The sequence below is a fragment of the Serratia sp. C2(1) genome (assembly GCF_036352655.1).
GTDB classification, from domain to species: Bacteria; Pseudomonadota; Gammaproteobacteria; order Enterobacterales; family Enterobacteriaceae; genus Serratia; species Serratia inhibens.
Window position 1 is genome coordinate 3012021 of the sequence record NZ_JAZFBA010000001.1, and the last position, 20572, is coordinate 3032592.

Here is a 20572-nt window from a genome sequence, read left to right on the forward strand (position 1 = left end):
TGGCACTTCTCAACGGCGCGCGAGAGAATAAATCCCCCCACGCGTCCCAAACAGAATAGATCCAAAAAAGATCGCGCTGGCGCTGAGCACAATCGCCGGGCCGGCGGGCAAGGACGCGTAATAAGACCATTCGAGGCCAATCAGGCTCGAGAGCATGCCAATCCCCATCGCCACCGCCAACGTATGCGGCAGATTACGCGCCCAAAAACGCGCGCTGGCGGCAGGCAGCATCATCAACCCCACCGACATCAGCGTTCCGAGGATCTGGAACCCCGCCACCAGGTTTATCACCACCAGCGCCAGAAACAGCCCATGTATCAGCGCCAGCCAGCGCGGCGCGCTGACTCGCAAAAAGGTGGCGTCGAAAGATTCAATCACCAGGGCGCGATACAGCACCGCCAGTGCCAACAGCGAAAAACTGGCTATCGTACCCACCATCAGAATGGCATTCATATCTACCGCCAAAATCGAGCCGAACAGCACGTGCAGCAGATCGACACTGGAGCCGCGCAGCGAAACCAGCGTCACGCCCAGCGCCAGTGAACCCAGATAAAAACCGGCGAAACTGGCGTCTTCTTTCAGCGGCGTCCGGCGGCTGACCAGCCCCGAGAGCATTGCCACCGCCAGCCCGGCGATAAATCCGCCGACACCCATCGCCACCAGCGACATGCCTGAAATCAGGTAGCCTATCGCCGCCCCGGGCAGCACCGCATGGGACAACGCATCACCAACCAGGCTCATGCGCCGCAGTAGCAAAAACACCCCCAGCGGCGCGGCGCTGAGCGACAGCGCAAAACAGGCCACCAGCGCACGACGCATAAAGCCGAACGAGGCAAAGGGATCGATGAGAAGATCAAGCAGCATCATGGCGCTACCGCCATGCGGCACAGCGGCGGACTGGCGAGATTCAACGCGGGAATGTGCTCCAGCACCCGATCGGCGCTACCCCAGTGGCAACACTGCGGCGTCAGCAACAACGCTTGGGGGAAGTGGTTCGCCACCATAGACATATCATGCAGCACGGCAATCACCGTTCGCCTCTGTCGGTGCAGCTGTGCGATCACCTGCAGCAATAGCTGGATGGTAGCGCTGTCGATGCCGGTAAAAGGTTCATCCAGTAAAATCAGCGGCGCCTGCTGGACCAGCAGGCGAGCGAACAACACGCGTTGCAGTTGGCCACCTGAAAGCTCGCCTACCGGGCTTCTCGCCATCGGCGCCATGCCGACGGCATCCAGCGCCTCGACAATCCTCAACCCGGCGCGCTTGCCCAGCCCACCGAACATACCGCACTGCAGCCAGCTCCCCATTGCCACCAGATCGCTCACTACGATCGGAAATTGACGATCCAGCTCAGCCTGCTGCGGCAGATACGCCATGCGCGGTAGCTTGCTGCCGCTGAAAAGCAGGCTCCCGCTCTGCAAGGGTAAAAGCCCGGCCAACGTTTTCAGTAACGTAGATTTCCCCGCGCCGTTAACTCCCACCACCGCCGTCAGAGAACCGGCAGCGAAATGTCCGCTAAGCGGGGGAAACAGCGGTGTGCCGCCATAGCCCATCACAGCTTGTTGCAGCGTAATCATGGCAGCAATACCGCCCAGTAGATGCTCATCCATAGCAGAGCCAACAGCGCTGCAGCGATAACACAGCGTAATCCCGCCGATGCGGTGAACAGGGAATGCAATGACGATACAGCGTCATTTTGATGGGGTACGGATGTCAGTTTCATAGCCTGATGGAAAAAATGTTATTGTTATAATATAACATCACAAACATATCCGCGACTCAAGCGCTCACCCGGTGATTTATGTAACGGAACTTAACAACGAAAGTTATGCTTGCACCGATAGTTAGCAGCTTAACGAATAACAAGGGTACTCCCTTTGGATATACCGAATAACATCAGGGTTATTAAGCAGTAAACAACGTTGGAAAACCGTAAAAAATTCTACGGTAAACGAAAAGTTTACCGACGAGGTGGCGAAAAAGGAGTAAGATAAATAGATTGGATAGCTGCACGGTCAGGCATTAAATGCATGTAACTCTTCGTTGCGACACAATGACGGAAGCACTTTCCGTTAAAAAACTAAAGAAAGTGATTAACGATAAAATGTCAGAGTTGGTGCCGGCATTGACCAGCGGCCTGAGTTTTTATTCGGAAAGTGCGCGTTACGCCGAGGGTTCATTAGAAATACTTGATATTCAAAATGGGAGCGGCAGCCAATATTCAATGAGTTATCGCTATAAATGGACAATTTTCAACGCCTGTCTGGATATCAGCGCCGAGGAATACATCAGCGACAGCGTGGCCTTTAGCGTTGTTGACACGGGATTAACCTTTGACGTCATTGATTACTCCCGCCCCTCTACCGCAGATGAATTGTAAGTTTACGTAATAACAGCAGGCCAAATGCGAAAAAATGATTTATATTCATTATACGGAAAGTTTATTTTTTCACCATTAAGCTACCTCCGTCCATGATGTAAATCAGCTTACTCACAGAGTGTTATCAACACCGAAATTAAGACTTACGGAGGGGATGATATGGATGAGTATTCGCCTAAAAGGCACGATATTGCTCAGCTCAAATTCTTGTGCGAAAATTTGTATGATGAAGGTATCGCAACGCTGGGCGACAGCCACCACGGCTGGGTGAACGATCCAACGTCTTCCGTCAACCTCCAGCTTAACGAGTTGATTGAACATATTGCTTCGTTTGTGATGAGTTATAAAATTAAATACATGGACGAAAGTGATTTATCGGAGTTAGTCGAAGAGTATCTCGACGATACCTACACACTGTTTAGCAGTTACGGTATTAACGATTCCGATTTGCGCCGCTGGCAAAAAACCAAAGCGCGATTATTCAGAATGTTCTCAGGAGAGGGCATCTGTACGACAATGAAAACTTAGGGGATAATTATCCCCAAACTACTCTATGGTTTATAAAACTAAAGGTTATCATGACTAAAATTGACTATCTGATGCGTTTACGTAAATGCACCACGATTGACACCCTGGAACGCGTTATTGAAAAGAATAAGTATGAGCTTTCGGACGACGAGCTAGAGCTGTTTTACTCCGCAGCAGACCACCGTCTTGCCGAGCTCACCATGAATAAGCTGTACGATAAAATCCCTGTTGCCGTTTGGAAGTTCGTCAGGTAATCCGGGTGGTAAATGCGTTGAGCCGATCTCCAGTCGGCCTCAATGTCTACCCTAATCGAGAATTTATCGTATTGACTTACAGTGATTTTTATTCGCTGTCGAAATTCTGGAATAATAGTTGGAAGCAATCCTCAATTAACGGTGGACGGCTCTACCACGCGCTGCCCATTAGCACCGGGGTGCGGAAAAACCTTGGCTACGGCAGTCGAAGAACGGTAGTTCATTATCATGCAAATACGCTGTAGGTAGTAAAAGCTGCGGTAAAATAACCACCATCAATTCCCTCATGTTATACCTCCAGACAATCCGCCTGATAACGGCGGCGCACCAGCGGAAGAACCGGTGCGCCAAACAGCATGCAGGCTACAACATGCGGCGCAGAATCGCATTCTTTTCAAAATAGTGATGCTTTATCACCGCAACCACGTGGAGCACTATCATTCCCGTCAGCGCCACACACGAGCAGCGATGTATGACAAAAAAGAATCTGTTCACTTCCAGGTTAGCCACTGGTCGGGGAAAATCTATAACGCCAAAGACCTGGAACCCCTTTTCCAACATTAAAAAGCCGCTGATCAGCACCACGAAAATAAGCAGATAGAAAATCTCATGCAGCAAATGCACCAACCCCTTCCCATGCCCTTTCAGCATTTCGCCATAGGGAACCGACGGCCTGAAAAAACGCCAGAGAAAGCGTGCCACCATCAGCGGCGTCAGCACCAGGGCCAACGACATATTAGTCTCTGAGAAAAAGGTAAATATCCGCTCATTCGGCATAAAATGCAGTGAGTATCCGACAATCATGACGTAAAACATCGCGGCGGCAATGATCCAATGCAATAGGCGGCTGAAGAGATCGTAACGAGTGCGGATGCCAATCGTCTCGGTTTGATGTTGCATAAAACCCTCTTAAAAGCGGCCATTGCTGGCCGCTGAATATTCTGTTCGTTATCAGATTGCTTACTTTTTCACAACCCACGCGTCCTGCCAGTTGGCCCCCACACCCGGCTCATAATGGTTTGCTGCGCTGTTCCACTGCATGCAGTAGCCGCTGTACGGGAATGGCTTACATTCGTAAACCTTGCCATCTTTCGGTTGCAACACGGTGGTGCCGGCAGTGTATTTGCTCAGGTCGTTCGGGAAGACGAAGTTATATTCGCCGGTGCCGCCGGTAGACTCAGCTTCAAGATTGAAATTTTCAACGTCAGGCTGAATGCTATGCCCCGTATCGTTAGTCGCAATCACCTTCAACATATGGTGACCTTCGCTGACGTTGTTCAGATCCATGCTCAATGGCTGGCTGGCATCTTCCAACGTGGTCTTCAGGTAACCCTTCTCGATCTGGTGGTGATCGAACACGCGAGCTTCAACGGTCAGTTTGCCTTTCACTTCAGCGTTAAAGGTCAATTGGGATTTACCGTCTTTGATCTTGGTGCTCGACAGCCCACCAACGCGGATTTCCTCGGTAACGGCAGGTGTTTCTTCTTCATAGGAAATCACCACGCTCTTCAGCGTGCTGCCTTTCTTGGCGAAGACGTAGTTGTTACCGGCAATTGGATTGACGTTGCCATCCTTATCTTTAACCCCGGCGCGCACGTCAGCATGGGTGGCGTTAATTTTTTCCGCGAGCGCCTGGCTCCAGCGGTTTTTATCGGTCAGCGCTTCGCTGTTGATATCGAGTTCGACCTGCATGGCGATCACTTCGCCGGCATCACTGAAGAAACGGGCGATCGCTTTATCGCCGATCACCAGATTTTTACCGTTGATCTGTCCTTGCAGTTGCTGGTTCCATTCGGAAACAATGCCGCCATCTTCAAAGTTAACGTCGACGGCCTGATAGAAACTGTTTACCGTGTCGTTAATTTCCCACACGCCATAAATCACCTGGTAACCGGTTCTTTCCGGAACCACACACTGGTGAACTTCACGCTCCTTTGGCGCATCACCGTGGCCATCAACCTCACAGAAAGGCTCGCTTTCGAAAGATTCACGCGACAGCGGCTTATTCACATCCCAGTTCTGCTTGGTGATGTAATAACGCCAGTTGTTGGTTTTATGCTTGGCGGTATGGTACCAAGTGAAGGTCTGTGGACCCGGCTTCATGGTATTCAGCGCCCAAATGTTGATGCCCTGACGGTCAAGTGGCTCAAAGCCCCCGACGCCGCCGCTGGCCAATTGGCCATCCAGAGGCTGGTCATTAACCGGGAAGCCGGAGATTTGCTCAACGCTTTGCGGTTCCCACTGGGCACGACCGCAATCGGTGTTTGAACCCAGTTTGCATTTAAATGCACGGCTCTCGGGGACTTCAATATAACCGTGCGACCATGCAGTGGAAGAGGCGGCAAGGGTTGCCATCATCAAGGCAATTTTTGATAATTTCATTACTACTCCAGTTAAACTGTTCGGCTTTCAACTGATAAACGTCAAATAACTTCCAGTCGAATTATTTACTGTTCTAATAAACGCGGTAACTTCCCGCCCCAAAAGAATAAAACGAATAAATAAGCCTGAGATACTTAGGTTGCCTTAACTTAATGCACATTAATGGCAGTACCCCCTTAGTACATATGAAAAATACTTAAAAAAAATCTGGAGCATTGAAACCATAATTAACCGAAGATAAAATAACCAAGCACTCCCAATACCTAATATGAGAATAGTATGTTTACTAAAAATATTGCCGCGTTAACGATATCCATCGGGCTGCTGTCCGGCTGTCAACATTCTGCAGGACATAAAACCACGCCGCCCACGGCCGAACATCAGTTGGAACAGCTGTCCTCGCTGGTCGGGGCCAGCCAGTTTCTTCGGGAAAAATGCAACCGTGCCGACATTCCGGCCAATAATAAGTTGGCCGCAGCGGCATTGAACGAAGCAAATAAAAAAGGTTGGCCAAGCCAAGACGTAAATCAAACCCAATTACTCGACGCGGCCAAAGGAGTATTTGATCGGCTGAATGCCGACGCTACTCCCCTGGCGCAGAAATGCAGCAGCTTTAACCAGTCGCTGGCGCGTTTTCTTGAGCATACACGCTAGCCAACAAAGGGTTGGAAAATCCAGTGGTAAACTACCCACGACCATCCGGCTATCGCCAGCCCTGGCCCGAACGGCAAGGGCTGCGACCAGCTGCGGGAACGCATCACGCGCAGCAGCAATAGCCAGAGCAGGCTACAGGAAGACCCAAACAACAAGATCTGCGGCAGAGCTTCATATCCCCCCCAGGCCCCCAACGCCGCCAGTAATTTAAAATCGCCATATCCCAAACCTTCGCGTCCGGTCGATAGCCGAAACCCCCAGTAAAGCAGCCAAAGGATGAGGTAACCCGCGACAGCTCCCATTACCGCGGCGGGTAAAAAGTGCGGCTGCGCAATGCTATGCCACAACAACCCGAGCCACAGCAATGACAGGGTCAGACAATCGGGCAACAACTGCCGTTCCATATCGATAACCGACAGCGCTAACAATAACGAAAATAACGCCAACATAAAAAACCAGTCGACACCGACACCGATAAAATAGGCTATCGATATGCCAGCCAGCATGGTAACCCATTCCACCAACGGATAACGCGAGGAAATAGCCACCCGACAGTGGCGGCAACGCCCGCGCAATATCAACCAACTTAGCAGCGGAATATTATCATAGGGCTTTATTTTCTCTAAACAGTGCGGGCACGTTGAACCTGGCAGAAAAAAATTAAAAACATCAGGGTCACTGCCATTATTCCTCCCGAACGCTTCGCGCTCAAGCATCTTAGGCAACCGGTAAATCACCACATTAATAAAACTGCCCAAACAAAGGCTCAGCACTGCGCTGAATAATAGCCAGCAGTCACTGACTCTATCTTCAATGGCGAATAACATATTTCCCTCTGAATGAATAAAACGGAGAACCCTTATCAAATGGCTTGCTGCGCTGCCACCAACAGTTGGCTGACCTTCACTACGCCCTGATCCTGTTCGCTACGCTCGACGGCAAGTTGCACCACCCGAATCCCTTGTTCGCGCTGTAATTCGGCCAACCAGAGCATTAAATGCGCGAACGGGATCGAGGCTAATGTCATCTGCACGCCTTCTTCGCTTTCATCCCAGGCCGTAACGGGAATTTTATTTTTTTGCACGCTCTGCCGCAGATGTTCCTGTAGCAAAACACGGGGTACGGCGTCAGGCGGTAAACGAGATTGCAGCAAGGAGACGCGGTTCATCTGCCCATTCAGCGCCACCAATTGCTGCGCATTTTTTTTCATCTGATAAAACTGATACAAACAATAACTGAACGCGGCCAGCAGCAGCAGGCTCAACGCCACCGCAGCCTGCAGGCTTTTATCGGCGCCAAAGCCAATTCTCCGTACGTTCATTGCTCCCCTCCGACCGTCAGAATCACCAAATTATCCGAAGGCCCTTCCGTCATGGTGATGACGATGCCATTGTCTTCGCTTGGCAACGGCAGCGGCGTATCCTCTTTTAGCAGGGTGATAACCAGCTCATTTTTAGCGCCATCGAAAATTAACGACTGCAGTTGTGGCTGCTCCCACAGAGAGAGCGCCTCAGTGGCATAAGGCAATAGCTTAAACAGCTGAGGTTCCTTCAATATGTTTTGCATCTGTCTGGCTTTTTTTCTGGCCTCCTCAACGGGTGAGGCCGTCAGCGACTGCCCCGGCGACAGATGCTGATATAAAGCGGCCATCTGCCTTTCGGCTTGCCCGGCCTTCAGTTGATGGTACAAACCGCAAACCAGCAACGAACAACTGATCAATATCAACGCACAAGCGGTCTTCCCTGGAATAAACCACGGCCATCTGAGGGCGGGTTTAAATTTCCCCTGCAGCAGGTTGATCTTGCTGCGCCCGGCCTCATTCGCCAATTGCCATAACGGATCCCCTGCGGAGGATTCGCTCTCCCATGCCGGCGGCACGGTGTCGCCGGCATGAAGGCAAAGATCCGGCGTGACCGGAAGCTCGCTGTCCACCCATGCGCAAGGCAATTGCATGCCTTGCCACTTGCCCGTTCTTATCAACCATCGATCGGGCCAATATGCCGCACTACACTCCCCGGGTAAGGGCAATGCCAGCACATCCGGTAGCATTTTATCGGCCTGAAGGCCGCAGGCGCGCAGCCGTTCGCACCAGGTTTGCATTTGTGTCAGCGTTACCCCGGCAATGCCGAAATTCATCTGCTCCCTGCCCACTATCACCCAGTGCATCTGTTCCACGTCGGTCAGCAGTTCGCTTTCATGCTGGAACGCCAACGCCATCGGCGTCGCCAGCCTGGATTTTCCCTGAAACTGCGTATTGCGCAGCACCACATGGCGCGCAGGAACCAACACCACCACGCTGCTGTTCCGAGCCATAACCGCCAGCTCGGTACCCGCATTATCCAGATCGAGGCTGGCGGCAAAGGTGCTTTGCGCCGCCCCAAACTTGCCCCAGCGTACGTCGGCGACGGTGCCGTGCCCCAAGACGATTAGCAGTATATTGTCCGCCATACTCTACTCTCCCCAACCAAACTGGCGCCGAATGACCTTCGTGCCGGAACCGTTCCGTTGCAATACGCTGACCAAGCGATACCTGCCGTCACCCAGTTTCACCCGCAGCTCCACAATAAAGCGGCTGCCGGTAGTGGCAAGTCCGTCAGCCAGGCCGCCGTCTTTCAACTTACGCAGCTCGGGGTAGTTATCCGTGGTTAAAAAGTCCAATGAGCTCCAGCCAAGCTGCGGCCGACCGGCGATGATCGCCAGGAGTTGCTCGTTACCCAAAGCATTCAGCGACATCGCCCTGATCAACGGCAACTGCCGCGCCGTGGCGGTGTTGAGGTTAATTTGCAGCGTATTGTCCGGTAAGGCGCAGACCAATGGCGCCATACGCAGGTACAGTTCACGGCTTATGATGCCGATCTCCCGCAGTTCACTGGCGTCTTCAATCAGATAGGCCGTTTCAGACGTGGCGCGTTGTGCGCTGATTTTCATAATAACAGCGTCGGCGATAGCACCGGCCTGCGGCTCGGCAACGCCCAGATTGGTGAGCAACAGCATGAATATCTGCTTCTCCCTCGCTATTTTCGGCTTTTCGGCCCCAGCGTCATCCACCGGGGATGACGTTGCGAGCGCATTTAAATTAAAACAGATATCGGCGCTGACAATGCGCACTGAAACCTCCCCCTCTTCCGTGCGCATGGCCATATTTTCACGCGCCCATGCCTGCCCCAAATTCACCGAAACCTGCTTATCCAACGCTTGTTGCAACTGCCTTTTGGCATAGATTTCTCCGCCCAACAGCAGCCACTTGGCCCGTAATTGCTCCTGCTGAAACTGCGCTCGCGTCAATGAGCGCTGCCAATAGTTGTTGATATTCACCGCTATAATCGTCATTACCGACATCATTAACAAAACCATCAGTAACGCCATTCCCCGCTGTTTATTCATGATTTTTCCTCAGGCGACAGCGGAACAATGCGTCGTACCATGCCGAAAGAGCGCGTTTCAACGATGATCTCGACCGCCTGAGGCAGCCAGGTGCTGGCATGCCACGCCGATAACCATTCACCTTGATAATAAAAACGCAGTTGGAACTGCAACACATCCGACAACAACGCCACACTGCGCGCGGCAGACGGCGGACTGTTCAGGACTGGGGAGCTCAGCCGTTCCAGTCTCCCCTTCTGAAACCGATATTCCACCCGCTCCAGCGTCGAACGCGGCAACCTGGCACCGGGGTTATGCCAGTAATTTCTGATCATCATGACCCGATAGCCGTCAGCGCCCTCCGCAACCTCGCGCGCCATAAACTCCGGTATGCCGGGCTGACCGGCCAAACCGGCCGGCGTGCGGGTGAGTGCATGGGTAAAGTCCCGTTCAATGAGGGTTAGCGCCCGTTGCAACTGAACCATTTGCGTCGATTTTCTCTGGGTGATCTCACTGTTTCTCAATACACCTTTGAAAATCATCATCGCAGTGAGCGACAACAAAGAAAAAATAACGATGGCCAGCATCATTTCCACCAGAGTAAAACCGCGCTCCGCTTCCCTGTTCATGGCAATTCTCTGTAGGCCAGCAGCCTGATCAAGGCACCTGGCGCCTGCGGATCGCGCCGAACCTCCATTTCTATCGCTCGCATCCCGACATCCGTGGTGTCTCTGCCGCGATAACGCCAATACCAGGTTTCATCCGCCATTTCAGTCGTCCCCTGACGCCATGCCTGAGCGGGCAGTACCGTATCAAGCTGCAATAAAGTCAGTTGGTTATCCGCTACCCACAGGGCGATATTCTTCGCTTCGATGGTCCCCAGGCTTTGCACCTGCCGCCCGGTGGTTTTGATTAACGCCATGCAACCGATAGCGAAAATCATCAGCGCAACCATCACCTCCAACAGGGTCATGCCGCGCTGTCGTTTATATTTATGCTTCATCACAGTGGACTTCTGTCGTCTCAAACGTAAAGAAACCGGTCGCGCTGAGCTGCCACTGGCATTTCCCCTGCAGCAATGTGACGGAAAATACGGTGGTTTCCCCGCCCGGATACAGCCAGACTTGCGGTTCCTCCTGCGGCGGCCATGCCTCATCCAGCTGGATAGCCTGCCCTTCCTGGGCCAACAACAGTTCAACCCCTGCAGCTAAAGGCAAGCCTATCGCCACCGCCGTTTTATCCTGCGGTTGACCGGCGGCGACAATGCGCCAACCGCTGCGGCTGAACACCACGCCATAGGTTGTTCCTTCACGCTCAGCCCGTTCCGCAACCTCATTCAACTGCCAGGCCAATTGCTCACCCTGTCGCGCCAGTTGGCTTTCAGTGGCGGGAGAACGCAGCATCACCAGGCTGCTGGTAATGCCTAATAACAGCAGCACCAGCATAATCTCCAGCAGAGTAAAGCCGCGTTCGTACCTCATCATCACTCAGCTTTATCCGCAGTGCTCGCGCCCCAGTTACCGATGTCGTCATCAGTGTCGGCAATGCCATCCGGGCCGATGGAGAACACATCCAGCCTGCCGTGCTTGCCGGGGTTGCGCAGTTGATACTCATTGCCCCAGGGATCTTGCGGCAGCCGGCGGATATAACCGTCTTCAGGATAATTGCGGGGAATCGGCGCCACTTCGGGCTTGGTCGACAGCGCCGCCAACCCTTGCTCCGAAGTTGGATAACGCCCGTTGTCCAACTTGTACATATCCAGCGCATTTTCCAGGGCGACAATATCGCTGGTCGCCTTTTGCTTATCCGCTTTATCTTTATTTCCCATCAGGCTGGGAATCGTCAAACTGGCCAATAACCCCAGAATGACAATCACCACCATAATTTCCAAAAGCGTAAAGCCCTTTTGTTTAAAATTGCGTACATTACTGATACTTCTTACTTTATTTTCCGTTAACATCTTCATTATCCAATCATATTATTGAGCTGCAATATTGGCTGAAGGATAGCCAAAATAATAAACAGCACCGAGCTGGCCATCACTATTACCAATAAAGGTTCAAACAGCCCCAGCGCCAAAGTTATTTGCCGATTAAAGGCATCCTGTTGCATATTCGCCGCCCGCTCGAGCATCATTTCCAATTCACCGCTGCGCTCACCGGACATGATCATGTGCCGCATCATCGGCGAAAAAAGTGCGGTTCCCTCCAGAGACGGCGACAACCCTTCTCCTTCACGCACCCGTTCCATCGCTGCCAACAACCGCTGTCGGGCATCATCATTGCCCAGTACGCTGGCGCTGATGCGCATCGCCTCCAGCAACGGCACCGCGCTGGCGTTCAAAATGCTCAACGTTTTGGCGTAGCGCGCCGTATTCACGCCAAGGATCAACTTGCCGATAACCGGTAGCCGCAGGATAAAAGCATGCCACCGGGTACGCCTGCTCGGCTCTTTCAGGCGATAGCGAAACAAACCGACGCCCGCCAGCAACAACATCAGCACTGCCAGCCCCCACTGCCGGATGACGTCACTGGCACCGATCAGCAGCCGGGTAGACAACGGCAAGGCCTGTTTCATATGAATAAATTGCTCTATGACTTTAGGCACCACCGCAGTAAGCAAGATGGCGACTACCCCGATCGCCACCACCGTCAGCACCATCGGGTATACCAATGCCTGAGTGATCTTGTTTTTCATTTGCTGGCGCTGTTCGACATAGTCGGCCAACCGCTCCAGCACCGGTGCCAGATGGCCGGAGATTTCGCCGGCAGTCACCATGGCGCAGTACAGACGATCAAAAATAGGCGGGTATTGCCCCAACGCATGCGCCAGGGAAAAACCTTCCAGGATCCGCAGGCGTACCTGCGTCAGCACCGCCTGCAAACCTTTCTTTTCCGTTTGCCGCGCTACCGCCATCAACGCTTCTTCCAGCGGCAATGCGGCGGACATCAGCGTCGCTAACTGACGGGTCAACAACGCCAGATCGCTGCTCGTGACGCCGGAGGTCAGCCGAAAGCCAGGCAGCTTGTTGAAACTGCGATTTTTTTTGGCCTTAACCGCCAGCACCTGCCACCCTTTTTCACGCAACAGATCGCGGGCATGACGCAAAGAGTCCGCCTCAAGCCCCCCGCGTCGGGCACGCCCTTGCCTGTCGCAGGCATGATAATCAAATCTCATCGCCATCCCCTTCGCGGGTTACTCTCAGCACCTCTTCCAGACTGGTCTCGCCGGCACTCATTTTGGCGATCCCATCCTGACGTAAAGACTGATAGCGCGAGGCGGCCAGCCGCATGATGTCGATCTCGCTGTCCCCGCGGTGGATCGCCAGCCGCATGGGTTCATCCAGCACCAGCAGCTCATGCAGACCGATACGGCCAAGGTAACCCTGCCCACTGCAGGCGTTACAGCCCAACGATCGCCAGCCAGTGACGCTCTGATCCGCAGGCAGATCAAACGCCCGCCGTTGCCGATCGGACAGAGCGTAGGGTTCGCGGCAATGTGGACACAGCCGCCGCACCAGGCGCTGCGCCAACACGCCACTGAGCGAACTGGACAGCAAGAATGGTTCAACGCCCATATCTCGCAGGCGGGTAATGGCACCGATCGCCGTATTGGTATGCAACGTGGACAGCACCAGGTGCCCGGTCAGCGAAGCCTGTACCGCGATCTGCGCCGTTTCGCCATCGCGGATCTCGCCGATCAGCACCACATCGGGATCTTGGCGCAGCAGCGCACGCAGCCCGCGGGCGAAGGTCATGTCCACCTTCGGATTCACCTGGGTCTGCGCAATGCCGCTCAACTCATATTCGACGGGATCTTCAATGGTCATGATGTTGCGGTTTTCGTCATTAATCTGGTTCAGCAAGGTATAGAGCGTGGTGCTCTTGCCGGAGCCGGTCGGCCCGGTAACCAGGATGATGCCGTGCGGCTGCTGAATCAGACGCAGGAGCGCCTGTTGACGTTCCTGCGTCATGCCTAAACTGGGCAGATCCAGCCTGACGCTATTTTTGTCCAGCAGGCGCATAACCACCCGCTCACCGTGGCTGGCCGGCATCACCGATACGCGCACGTCAATCGCCCGCCCAGCGATCTTCAACGTCATGCGTCCATCTTGCGGCACCCGTTTTTCAGCAATGTCCAGTTTCGACATCACCTTGATGCGCGACACCAGCAGCGCGGCCAATTTGCGCTGTGGCGCCAGAATGCGTTGCAGCGCACCGTCAATGCGAAAACGGATCACCAATTCGCTTTCGTAGGTTTCGATATGAATATCGGAGGCACGGGCTTTGATTGCCTCACTCAGCATGGCGTTGATCAAACGGATGATCGGCGCATCGTTCTGCTCGTCCAGCAGATCCTGCTGCTCCGGCAGCTCTTCCGCCAGCGTGTAAAAATCCAGCTCGCCGCCCAGATCGTCGATCATCTTCTGCGTATGACCGGCTTCCTGCTGGTAATACGCCACCAGTTTCTGTTCAAAGATTTCAAGCGCCAACCACACCAACGTCGGCTCGCCCGGCAAGCAGCGGTATGCTTCTATCAGCGCGGCCTGAGCCGTTTGCTGATGGCAATACAACTGTGTGCCACTCGGTTCAGCGACGGCGAGCACGCCGTGCTGGCGTGCCCAGGCAAAAGGCAACAGATGACCGGAGGGGCTCAGCGTCATGATTTTCCCTCTTGGTGATAAAACGCATTTACCTGCGAAATGACGCGGAGAAACGCTTGATTGTCACCCGCAGTTGGGCCAGAAGAGATTTCCTCGCGCAACGCCTTTTTCAACTCGATATCTTCCCGCTGCTCGGTATCGAATTTGCCGACTTTACGTTGGCTTTGCTGCGAGAATCCTTCGGTCGTACGGATGATGGTCGGGCGGATGAACAGCATTAAATTGCGCTTGCTCTCTTTCACCGCCGTAGAACGAAACAGCGCGCCCAACACCGGAATTTTCCCCAACAGCGGAACGCTGCTTTCCACCTCTGAATTGGTTTTATCCAGCAGACCGCCAACCACCACCGTTTCGCCGCTGTCGACCAACACGGTGTTGTTTACCGTACGGATATTAAAAGTGGCGCCCAGGGAATCGGAGGAGACCTGCGTATTGTCGGCCACGCTGGAGACTTCCTGTTCAATCTGCATCAGGACCGACTGACCCTTGTTAATCTGCGGTTTGACCTTGAGTTTGATCCCCACCGTTTTACGCGAGACGGTATTGAAAACGTTATCGCTGTTGGTGGTTTGCGAGCCGGTCAAAATAGGCACATCCTGGCCTACGCTGAATTCCGCTTCGGCGTTATCCAGAGTGACAATGCTCGGCGTAGCCAGGATATTATTTTGATTGTTGCTGGCGATAGCGGATAACAATACCCCCCAATTTCCGCTGTAAAAGCCGGTCATCAAGCCGCTGGCCTTGTTGAAGGCTTCAAGCATACCGCCGTCGAAACCCGATGAAACACCGGGTACATTGCCGGCAAACTGCGTTCCACCACCGTATTTATTGGCCCACTGGACGCCGATATTCAGACCCTGACCGTCCTGCACCTCAACAATCACCGCCTCAACCAGCACCTGAGCACGGCGAACATCCAGTTTGGTAACCACCTCTTCCAGGTCGCGCATCACATCCGGCGCAGCGGTGATGATCAACGCATTGGTTTGCTCATCGGCTTTGATCACCACATTTTTCAACAAGGCTACATTGGTCGCCGTGCCCTCTTTTTCATTTTGCAGGCCTGAGCTAATCCCCGTCAGCACCTCAACTAGGCTCTGTGCCTTGGCGTATTTCAGCTGAATGACTTTTGTATTGCCCTGATTGACGCTCTTGTTATCCAGCTGATAAATCATGTCCTTAACATATTCGCGGATCCGATCGTCGCCGGTGATCATCACAGTATTGGTTCTGTCATCCGCGACCAGCCGCAGCGTCGCAGCCCCCGCCATGCGCTGCTTGCCCTCTTCACGGAACAGTGCATTGACCATACGCACAATTTCGGCCGCCGCCGCATGCTTCAGCGCAAGGGTTTCTATCTGATTGCTGTCGTCCTGATCCATCTCCCGAACAATATCGATCAACCCATTCACTACCGCGGCTCTGCCGGTGATCAACAATGCGTTGCCCTGTTCATAATGCGCCACGCTGCCTACGCCCACGCTGTCGTTCAGTTGACGTAATAATGGGGAAATATCCTTGGCCGCGATATTGCGCAAAGGAACAATACGCATTACAACCTCATCCCCTTCCCCAATCAGCTCGCCGCCGGCCTGCGACAAAGCGGCTCTTTTCCCGTCTTTCGCCACAATGACTTTAAGTACGTTATTTGGCATACCAATGACGGTATATCCGTACACGTCCAGCACGTTCAGGAAGAATTGATAATATTGTTTATCATTAAGCTGCTCATAGCTACGTACGGTGACTTTTCCTTTCACCGCCGGATCAATAATGATCGTTTTCCCCAGGTTTTTACTGACCGTGTTGATAAATTCCTGAATATCCGTACCTTTGAAATTGGCAGAGAATGACGCTGCATGTGTTATCCCGGGGGTAGCAGCCAACATTGATACCACCACCAGTTCCCGCCAGGGAAGGCGGGCCAGTTGATGGCCAAAATGGTAAAAAAGATGCGTAATCACAATGTAGCCTTATGACCTTAAAAATTTCTCGTCCTAAAAATAAAATACACCTAGTCTTTAAAAATCATCGAGGCGTAGTATCCATTCTCATCAAGCAATATTTTGTCTTGCAGTATTCGTAATATAACGAGGTTACTGCCAGCGATGCGATCGCCCATACCGTAGCTGGCCTGCTTGCCGGCGCGCTCTATGATGACCAGGCTGTGCTTGTGATCATCACTCAATAGCAAGCCGGTAATTCTTCCCGCCAGACGGGTTTCAGGGGCATTATTGATAACATCGTCATTTAGCCCCTGCGAGCTAATCTTATAGCTCATACCGTTATTTCTATCTCCCTGCCTTTCCCCATACCGGCCAAAAAATTCAGCATTGTTGATTTTTTCTATATCATCTTGCGCAGGGAAGCCAACATAATGCCTCTCTGCAGGCACGATATTACTCCGCGATAAAACACCTGCCTGATCTATGCGGTATATTTTCCAAAGTTGAGAAAAAATAAAAACCACATTCGCCAAAAAGAAAAATGAAATAAAAAAAACAATAAACCGTTTACTCACTTTGGCCTCGGGGTAATCAGATAAATTGGCAGTTCGTTTTCATCAGGCGCTAAGCAGACACACCCACAAACATCACCACCGACAACAGCAGTGTCAATGTCAGTGCCATCTTATAGTTAATAATTTCCAACAGGCTCTTCCTCCCTTTTTTACTTTCCGCTCTTTTTTTAATTCCTGACCCAGTCCCCTCAGTTGTTTCCTGTTCGCAGGCCTGAAAACTCAGCATGACACCAAATCGGGGAATAGTTTTAATCACTTGACTGGGGATACCGTGTCGCGAAAACAACGACCGACATTGAAATATAATTTGATGATAATTGTTATCGCTAATGGTTTCATGATTGCAAAACCATACTGCGCGAATAATATCATTCTTTTTATATATCCCACTAAGCAGACAGAGAATAAACCGACGTTGCAATTCTGTCATCTCAATGACAACATTCTCTCTTTTAAACAACAATGTTTTATTATTGTTATCTAATACAACCGACTCGTTTTCCATCAGGGTGTCGTTCAGAGCAATGTCATGTATGTCCATATCTCACCTATTGACTAGAAAAAACAACAACCAAGCATCGTTCCCTCCCCCCAAGAAACCCTGTTCGAGGAAGAAGAAAACAATAGCGCGATTAAAGATGCCATCTAATAAAACATGAACAATAAGGAATGGCAACAGCATCAAAACACAATATACAATATAAAATTAATAATATTTTACAAAATCGATTAAAATAAAAAAAACCAATAAAAACAAACAATTAATTGAAAACATAAAATTATAAAAATATCATATATAAAAATATATATCATTCTCTATAATTATAAACACCTTGGTATGGAGATAGCTGACAGCAATGGAAAAGCCAAACCTGAATATAACCTCAAGGCAAAAAAACAGTAGTCCGTTAATAGTTTCTATCGTTACTGTATGCTTATGCCTCGGATTATTATTTTACATTACAAAGAAACATTGGGGCATAGACACTACTAAACATCAGAGTGTCCTTATCAAGATAATTGATATGATAGAAGTTAGATTCACTATTAAAAAAATAGGAATAAATTTCAGAGGGTAAGGTGTCTCTTACCGAACGCTGTTCATTGCCATATTTGAATTTATAAAACTCATCTTGTGCAACATAAGTGAAATTAACATTGCGGCTCACAAAAAACCGCTTATCTCCACTGCTCGCCACCCCATTCAGAGTCATAATACCTTTATTGTTCGTAAAAAAAACGTAGTGCATTTTTAAAACAAGACGAATATCCATCGGTGCGCCGGCATGATCCAAATCATTGGCGTAAGTGAACTTCGCATTAGCTTCGCAGGCAATGCCCTTTAAATCCTGATAGGCATGGGTGAGGTAATATATGCTACTACCGAAAACAATGCACAGAACAATGAGTATCATCGACAATACAGTTAACTTTTTTTCCATGCGCGGATATACTCACTTTCACAATGATGATAAGAATGATCGCTGTCCATTACACATTTTGCGATAAAATGACGGCCACTGTCTTCCGTGGTGTTAAGTGAGTGATTCAGCCGCGTAATAATCACCTCGTCCTTACCACATCGATTTCCATAAATATCCTTCTCGTTCAAAAACTGCAGGTAGCGTTCCGTTTTTTTATCGAGATACTTTCCATAATAATAAATCGGGCAACCTTTAACCACACCAAGATAAGAGATAAACGGGCGACTTTCATTTTCACGGTAATGCTGATAATAAAAAAACAAAAAAAACAAGATGGCAATAGGTAATGCAATGGATAAGGTACGAAGTAACATCATCAGGTAATAATGATATGCATATGACTTTTGGGTGCCACTGCTGACAGACATTAACGGGGGAACATCTTCTGACGATTGGCCTGGGGGGGATATTTCCAAGACCTTAACAAAAATGGTTTTATTAATTCTATAACCTGTTTTAGCCACCGTGATTATCAAGCGATCGCTGAATCCTACGGTAAGTAATGCCCGGCGAGTCAGGCTAATATATTGGTTCAGCGTTGCGGAAGATACGCTCAGACCTTGCTCACCCCAAACCTGCTTAAAAATATCCTCTCTGCTGACCGGCTTTACACCATGCTCAAGCAAGCATTTGAACACTCTGACATTCAGGCTCGATAAAAATACTTCCTTACCATTTTTTATGCTCTTTAGCGAGCCGTTCTCGGTATTAAAGGCAACTTTGTTATCAATGATATAAATCATATTACAGCCTAATCTGATGCCTGATTATTGTCCAAAACTCCGTACCGACCCATTATAGTCAATATCAAAACTATCGCCTGACAACGCCAAGCATCAACAATATTTTAACCTCAACATCGACACCCCGCAACATTGAGATAATTCTCATCTTGTTCGGGTATCTCTGAAAAAAGAAAAAGCATCGAAACCAATATTTGAGACATCATATTATTTTTTAGGTGAAAATCAGATCGGATGACTGATTAAAACGCCTCTTTTATCGAGCGAATGGGCTAAACGACGATAGACGGAAACAGTGCCTAAGCGGTGGAGGAGGAAAAGCCGGGAGCAGAAATTGGTGGAGGCCCTGCCAGCTACATCCCGGCACACACGTCACCTGCTGCGGCTGCTTCCTTCCGGATCTGACCGAGTTCACAAGTTAGTGTTGCGGGAGAACCAACAGGGCCCCCATTGACGGCTTCCAAGACTGCGAAGCGGTGGGCATTATCGGTGATGGCCAGCCAAATAGCAAGCCAACCGGGACCAACCGCTGTTTTCTTACCCACCTCGGCTGTGGCACACTTTCATCCTTGGTTTTTTGCCGCAGCAGGAAAACATAAATGGAACCAGAAGACGCCACATTCAGCCAGCGCGTGTTCCACGTGGTAGCCGCCATTCCCTATGGCAAGGTCACGACCTATGGCGAGGTAGCGCGGCTGGCCGGCTCACCCCGTGCCGCACGTCAGGTCGGTGGCGTATTGAGGCGCCTGCCGGAAGGCAGCAGCCTGCCCTGGCACCGGGTGATTAACCGCCATGGCCAAATTTCGCAGCAGGGGGAGGACTTTCAACGTCAGCGCCAGGCGTTGCTGGGTGAGGGGATCATCTTTGGCGCGCACAGTACGGTCGATCTGCTGATTTACGGCTGGCGCTGGTAGCAACAAAACAGCCTTTGGCCGGAGCGCAAAGGCTGTTGATCTCTTACTGCTTCAGAATTGCCGGTTTACGGCATGGCTGTTGGGGTCGCCTGAACCGCAATGCCCTGCACCGGAACCAACTGCAGGTCGGCACGAGTGCCGTTGCGGTTAACTACTTCCTGGATAGTGTCGGTAATAAAGGTCATCCGACCGTTTACCGTAATGGCTGCACTCAGAATGATACGCGCGTTGGGCTGAATATCAGCCGGGTTGTAAGGCAGTACAAAATTAAACGGCGCCTGCTTGCCTTCAGTGCGCACCGCGCGCTGGGCAATCACTTTCGACGGCGCATCCGCCAATGAAGCATCAGAGAGCGTAACCGTCAGCACGGCATCCGGTGGCAGCGCAATGCGCTGGCGAATGTTAACCGAACCAGTTACCGCCGGGCCCTGAATCTGCGTTTGCGCAATCGCTGGGTTTCCCGCTGCCGGCACAGGCACATTGGCGCTCTTTTGGGCACAACCCGCCAGGGTGATCGTCAATGCTGCTGCTCCACCTACGATTTGCCAGAGTTTCATGGATCGGTCTCCTTTTTTATTATCAATACCTTGGTGGCTTTCACCACCCCACTCATTAAACTTAGCACAAAATACTGAAAAATCCATTTAGCACTGCCTATTAATCACTTAGCCTCCTAATAACGCTCA

25 protein-coding genes, 1 other RNA gene and 1 pseudogene are annotated in these 20572 nt (G+C 51.2%); 6 read left to right on the forward strand and 21 right to left on the reverse strand.

Annotated features, from left to right (window positions below):
- Window positions 1–9: 9 nt before the first annotated feature.
- Entirely contained in the window at window positions 10–867 is an 858-nt protein-coding gene (locus tag V2S86_RS14175; protein ID WP_330762917.1) for a metal ABC transporter permease, read from the reverse strand.
- Complete coding sequence (locus tag V2S86_RS14180) at window positions 864–1577, reverse strand: metal ABC transporter ATP-binding protein (protein ID WP_330763205.1); 714 nt, start codon at window positions 1575–1577, stop codon at window positions 864–866. The genes V2S86_RS14175 and V2S86_RS14180 overlap by 4 nt, the downstream gene beginning before the upstream one ends.
- 476 nt (window positions 1578–2053) lie before the next feature.
- On the opposite strand from V2S86_RS14180, the gene V2S86_RS14185 reads away from it, so the two are divergent.
- From V2S86_RS14185 to V2S86_RS14195, 3 genes are all read left to right on the forward strand, one after another.
- Window positions 2054–2380, forward strand: coding sequence for a hypothetical protein (locus V2S86_RS14185; protein WP_330762918.1), 327 nt, complete (start codon window positions 2054–2056; stop codon window positions 2378–2380).
- A 159-nt stretch (window positions 2381–2539) separates the two neighbouring features.
- The gene (gene tomB, locus V2S86_RS14190) at window positions 2540–2908 is read left to right on the forward strand and encodes an Hha toxicity modulator TomB (protein ID WP_004949348.1); all 369 of its coding nucleotides are present in this window, start codon (window positions 2540–2542) and stop codon (window positions 2906–2908) included.
- A gap of 50 nt (window positions 2909–2958) precedes the next feature.
- Window positions 2959–3162, forward strand: a complete 204-nt coding sequence (locus V2S86_RS14195) for an HHA domain-containing protein (RefSeq protein WP_006322256.1) — start codon at window positions 2959–2961, stop codon at window positions 3160–3162.
- 363 nt (window positions 3163–3525) lie between these two features.
- On the opposite strand, the gene V2S86_RS14200 is transcribed toward V2S86_RS14195, so the two are convergent.
- Window positions 3526–4062: a cytochrome b gene (locus V2S86_RS14200; protein WP_330762919.1), complete on the reverse strand. Its 537-nt coding sequence runs from the start codon at window positions 4060–4062 to the stop codon at window positions 3526–3528.
- A gap of 60 nt (window positions 4063–4122) precedes the next feature.
- On the reverse strand, window positions 4123–5544 hold the full coding sequence (gene gbpA / locus V2S86_RS14205; protein ID WP_330762920.1) for an N-acetylglucosamine-binding protein GbpA: 1422 nt from the start codon (window positions 5542–5544) through the stop codon (window positions 4123–4125).
- A 279-nt stretch (window positions 5545–5823) separates the two neighbouring features.
- On the opposite strand from gbpA, the gene gspS reads away from it, so the two are divergent.
- Complete coding sequence (gene gspS, locus V2S86_RS14210) at window positions 5824–6198, forward strand: type II secretion system pilot lipoprotein GspS (protein ID WP_330762921.1); 375 nt, start codon at window positions 5824–5826, stop codon at window positions 6196–6198.
- Here the strand turns inward: gspS and V2S86_RS14215 are convergent.
- From V2S86_RS14215 to V2S86_RS14275, 13 genes are all read right to left on the reverse strand, one after another.
- Window positions 6195–7025: a prepilin peptidase gene (locus tag V2S86_RS14215; RefSeq protein ID WP_330762922.1), complete on the reverse strand. Its 831-nt coding sequence runs from the start codon at window positions 7023–7025 to the stop codon at window positions 6195–6197. The genes gspS and V2S86_RS14215 overlap by 4 nt on opposite strands.
- Before the next feature lie 35 nt (window positions 7026–7060).
- The gene (gene gspM, locus V2S86_RS14220; protein ID WP_330762923.1) at window positions 7061–7519 is read right to left on the reverse strand and encodes a type II secretion system protein GspM; all 459 of its coding nucleotides are present in this window, start codon (window positions 7517–7519) and stop codon (window positions 7061–7063) included.
- A complete protein-coding gene (gene gspL / locus V2S86_RS14225) occupies window positions 7516–8646 on the reverse strand; it encodes a type II secretion system protein GspL (protein WP_330762924.1) in 1131 nt (376 codons plus the stop codon). Before gspL ends, gspM begins: the two co-directional genes overlap by 4 nt.
- Window positions 8647–8649: 3 nt before the next feature.
- Window positions 8650–9582, reverse strand: a complete 933-nt coding sequence (gene gspK / locus V2S86_RS14230; protein ID WP_330762925.1) for a type II secretion system minor pseudopilin GspK — start codon at window positions 9580–9582, stop codon at window positions 8650–8652.
- Window positions 9579–10190: a type II secretion system minor pseudopilin GspJ gene (gspJ, locus tag V2S86_RS14235; protein ID WP_330762926.1), complete on the reverse strand. Its 612-nt coding sequence runs from the start codon at window positions 10188–10190 to the stop codon at window positions 9579–9581. Before gspJ ends, gspK begins: the two co-directional genes overlap by 4 nt.
- Window positions 10187–10564: a type II secretion system minor pseudopilin GspI gene (gspI, locus tag V2S86_RS14240; RefSeq protein ID WP_330762927.1), complete on the reverse strand. Its 378-nt coding sequence runs from the start codon at window positions 10562–10564 to the stop codon at window positions 10187–10189. The genes gspJ and gspI overlap by 4 nt, the downstream gene beginning before the upstream one ends.
- A complete protein-coding gene (gene gspH, locus V2S86_RS14245; RefSeq protein ID WP_330762928.1) occupies window positions 10554–11045 on the reverse strand; it encodes a type II secretion system minor pseudopilin GspH in 492 nt (163 codons plus the stop codon). Before gspH ends, gspI begins: the two co-directional genes overlap by 11 nt.
- Window positions 11045–11527 carry a type II secretion system major pseudopilin GspG gene (gspG, locus tag V2S86_RS14250; RefSeq protein ID WP_330762929.1) on the reverse strand — a complete coding sequence of 161 codons (483 nt, stop codon included), beginning with the start codon at window positions 11525–11527 and terminating at the stop codon, window positions 11045–11047. Before gspG ends, gspH begins: the two co-directional genes overlap by 1 nt.
- Window positions 11527–12738: a type II secretion system inner membrane protein GspF gene (gene gspF / locus V2S86_RS14255; RefSeq protein WP_442996139.1), complete on the reverse strand. Its 1212-nt coding sequence runs from the start codon at window positions 12736–12738 to the stop codon at window positions 11527–11529. The genes gspG and gspF overlap by 1 nt, the downstream gene beginning before the upstream one ends.
- Window positions 12728–14224, reverse strand: a complete 1497-nt coding sequence (gene gspE / locus V2S86_RS14260; RefSeq protein ID WP_330762931.1) for a type II secretion system ATPase GspE — start codon at window positions 14222–14224, stop codon at window positions 12728–12730. Before gspE ends, gspF begins: the two co-directional genes overlap by 11 nt.
- Window positions 14221–16113 carry a type II secretion system secretin GspD gene (gspD, locus tag V2S86_RS14265; RefSeq protein ID WP_330763206.1) on the reverse strand — a complete coding sequence of 631 codons (1893 nt, stop codon included), beginning with the start codon at window positions 16111–16113 and terminating at the stop codon, window positions 14221–14223. Before gspD ends, gspE begins: the two co-directional genes overlap by 4 nt.
- Before the next feature lie 125 nt (window positions 16114–16238).
- On the reverse strand, window positions 16239–16745 hold the full coding sequence (locus V2S86_RS14270) for a type II secretion system protein N (protein ID WP_330762932.1): 507 nt from the start codon (window positions 16743–16745) through the stop codon (window positions 16239–16241).
- 49 nt (window positions 16746–16794) lie between these two features.
- On the reverse strand, window positions 16795–17286 hold the full coding sequence (locus V2S86_RS14275; protein ID WP_330762933.1) for a winged helix-turn-helix domain-containing protein: 492 nt from the start codon (window positions 17284–17286) through the stop codon (window positions 16795–16797).
- A 316-nt stretch (window positions 17287–17602) separates the two neighbouring features.
- Here V2S86_RS14275 and V2S86_RS25470 point away from each other — a divergent pair.
- A pseudogene (locus V2S86_RS25470) lies at window positions 17603–17758 on the forward strand (hypothetical protein); the annotation flags it as partial.
- Here the strand turns inward: V2S86_RS25470 and V2S86_RS14280 are convergent.
- The 3 genes from V2S86_RS14280 to ffs form a co-directional block, all read right to left on the reverse strand.
- Window positions 17696–18187, reverse strand: coding sequence for a FidL-like protein (locus V2S86_RS14280; protein ID WP_330762934.1), 492 nt, complete (start codon window positions 18185–18187; stop codon window positions 17696–17698). The pseudogene V2S86_RS25470 and the gene V2S86_RS14280 overlap by 63 nt on opposite strands.
- Window positions 18172–18972: a winged helix-turn-helix domain-containing protein gene (locus V2S86_RS14285; RefSeq protein WP_330762935.1), complete on the reverse strand. Its 801-nt coding sequence runs from the start codon at window positions 18970–18972 to the stop codon at window positions 18172–18174. The genes V2S86_RS14280 and V2S86_RS14285 overlap by 16 nt, the downstream gene beginning before the upstream one ends.
- Before the next feature lie 344 nt (window positions 18973–19316).
- Window positions 19317–19413: signal recognition particle sRNA small type (gene ffs / locus V2S86_RS14290), an RNA gene on the reverse strand.
- Window positions 19414–19571: 158 nt separating this feature from the next.
- Here ffs and V2S86_RS14295 point away from each other — a divergent pair.
- Window positions 19572–19886 carry an MGMT family protein gene (locus tag V2S86_RS14295; RefSeq protein ID WP_119804832.1) on the forward strand — a complete coding sequence of 105 codons (315 nt, stop codon included), beginning with the start codon at window positions 19572–19574 and terminating at the stop codon, window positions 19884–19886.
- A 65-nt stretch (window positions 19887–19951) separates the two neighbouring features.
- On the opposite strand, the gene V2S86_RS14300 is transcribed toward V2S86_RS14295, so the two are convergent.
- Entirely contained in the window at window positions 19952–20443 is a 492-nt protein-coding gene (locus V2S86_RS14300; protein WP_004949342.1) for a YbaY family lipoprotein, read from the reverse strand.
- Window positions 20444–20572: the final 129 nt, after the last annotated feature.

Excerpts from the sequence above, each read along its gene's own strand:
- gbpA (WP_330762920.1), bottom strand. The coding sequence starts at position 5,544 with ATGAAATTATCAAAAATTGCCTTGATGATGGCAACCCTTGCCGCCTCT.
- gspF (WP_442996139.1), bottom strand. The coding sequence starts at position 12,738 with ATGAGATTTGATTATCATGCCTGCGACAGGCAAGGGCGTGCCCGACGC.
- V2S86_RS14300 (WP_004949342.1), bottom strand. The coding sequence starts at position 20,443 with ATGAAACTCTGGCAAATCGTAGGTGGAGCAGCAGCATTGACGATCACC.
- gspD (WP_330763206.1), bottom strand. The coding sequence starts at position 16,113 with ATGTTGGCTGCTACCCCCGGGATAACACATGCAGCGTCATTCTCTGCC.
- V2S86_RS14275 (WP_330762933.1), bottom strand. The coding sequence starts at position 17,286 with ATGGACATACATGACATTGCTCTGAACGACACCCTGATGGAAAACGAG.
- V2S86_RS14180 (WP_330763205.1), bottom strand. The coding sequence starts at position 1,577 with ATGATTACGCTGCAACAAGCTGTGATGGGCTATGGCGGCACACCGCTG.
- gspM (WP_330762923.1), bottom strand. The coding sequence starts at position 7,519 with ATGAACGTACGGAGAATTGGCTTTGGCGCCGATAAAAGCCTGCAGGCT.
- tomB (WP_004949348.1), top strand. The coding sequence starts at position 2,540 with ATGGATGAGTATTCGCCTAAAAGGCACGATATTGCTCAGCTCAAATTC.
- gspK (WP_330762925.1), bottom strand. The coding sequence starts at position 9,582 with ATGAATAAACAGCGGGGAATGGCGTTACTGATGGTTTTGTTAATGATG.
- gspG (WP_330762929.1), bottom strand. The coding sequence starts at position 11,527 with ATGAAGATGTTAACGGAAAATAAAGTAAGAAGTATCAGTAATGTACGC.
- gspI (WP_330762927.1), bottom strand. The coding sequence starts at position 10,564 with ATGAAGCATAAATATAAACGACAGCGCGGCATGACCCTGTTGGAGGTG.
- V2S86_RS14285 (WP_330762935.1), bottom strand. The coding sequence starts at position 18,972 with ATGATTTATATCATTGATAACAAAGTTGCCTTTAATACCGAGAACGGC.
- V2S86_RS14200 (WP_330762919.1), bottom strand. The coding sequence starts at position 4,062 with ATGCAACATCAAACCGAGACGATTGGCATCCGCACTCGTTACGATCTC.
- V2S86_RS14195 (WP_006322256.1), top strand. The coding sequence starts at position 2,959 with ATGACTAAAATTGACTATCTGATGCGTTTACGTAAATGCACCACGATT.
- V2S86_RS14175 (WP_330762917.1), bottom strand. The coding sequence starts at position 867 with ATGATGCTGCTTGATCTTCTCATCGATCCCTTTGCCTCGTTCGGCTTT.
- gspL (WP_330762924.1), bottom strand. The coding sequence starts at position 8,646 with ATGGCGGACAATATACTGCTAATCGTCTTGGGGCACGGCACCGTCGCC.
- V2S86_RS14280 (WP_330762934.1), bottom strand. The coding sequence starts at position 18,187 with ATGGAAAAAAAGTTAACTGTATTGTCGATGATACTCATTGTTCTGTGC.
- gspH (WP_330762928.1), bottom strand. The coding sequence starts at position 11,045 with ATGATGAGGTACGAACGCGGCTTTACTCTGCTGGAGATTATGCTGGTG.
- gspS (WP_330762921.1), top strand. The coding sequence starts at position 5,824 with ATGTTTACTAAAAATATTGCCGCGTTAACGATATCCATCGGGCTGCTG.
- V2S86_RS14215 (WP_330762922.1), bottom strand. The coding sequence starts at position 7,025 with ATGTTATTCGCCATTGAAGATAGAGTCAGTGACTGCTGGCTATTATTC.
- gspJ (WP_330762926.1), bottom strand. The coding sequence starts at position 10,190 with ATGAACAGGGAAGCGGAGCGCGGTTTTACTCTGGTGGAAATGATGCTG.
- gspE (WP_330762931.1), bottom strand. The coding sequence starts at position 14,224 with ATGACGCTGAGCCCCTCCGGTCATCTGTTGCCTTTTGCCTGGGCACGC.
- V2S86_RS14185 (WP_330762918.1), top strand. The coding sequence starts at position 2,054 with ATGACGGAAGCACTTTCCGTTAAAAAACTAAAGAAAGTGATTAACGAT.
- V2S86_RS14295 (WP_119804832.1), top strand. The coding sequence starts at position 19,572 with ATGGAACCAGAAGACGCCACATTCAGCCAGCGCGTGTTCCACGTGGTA.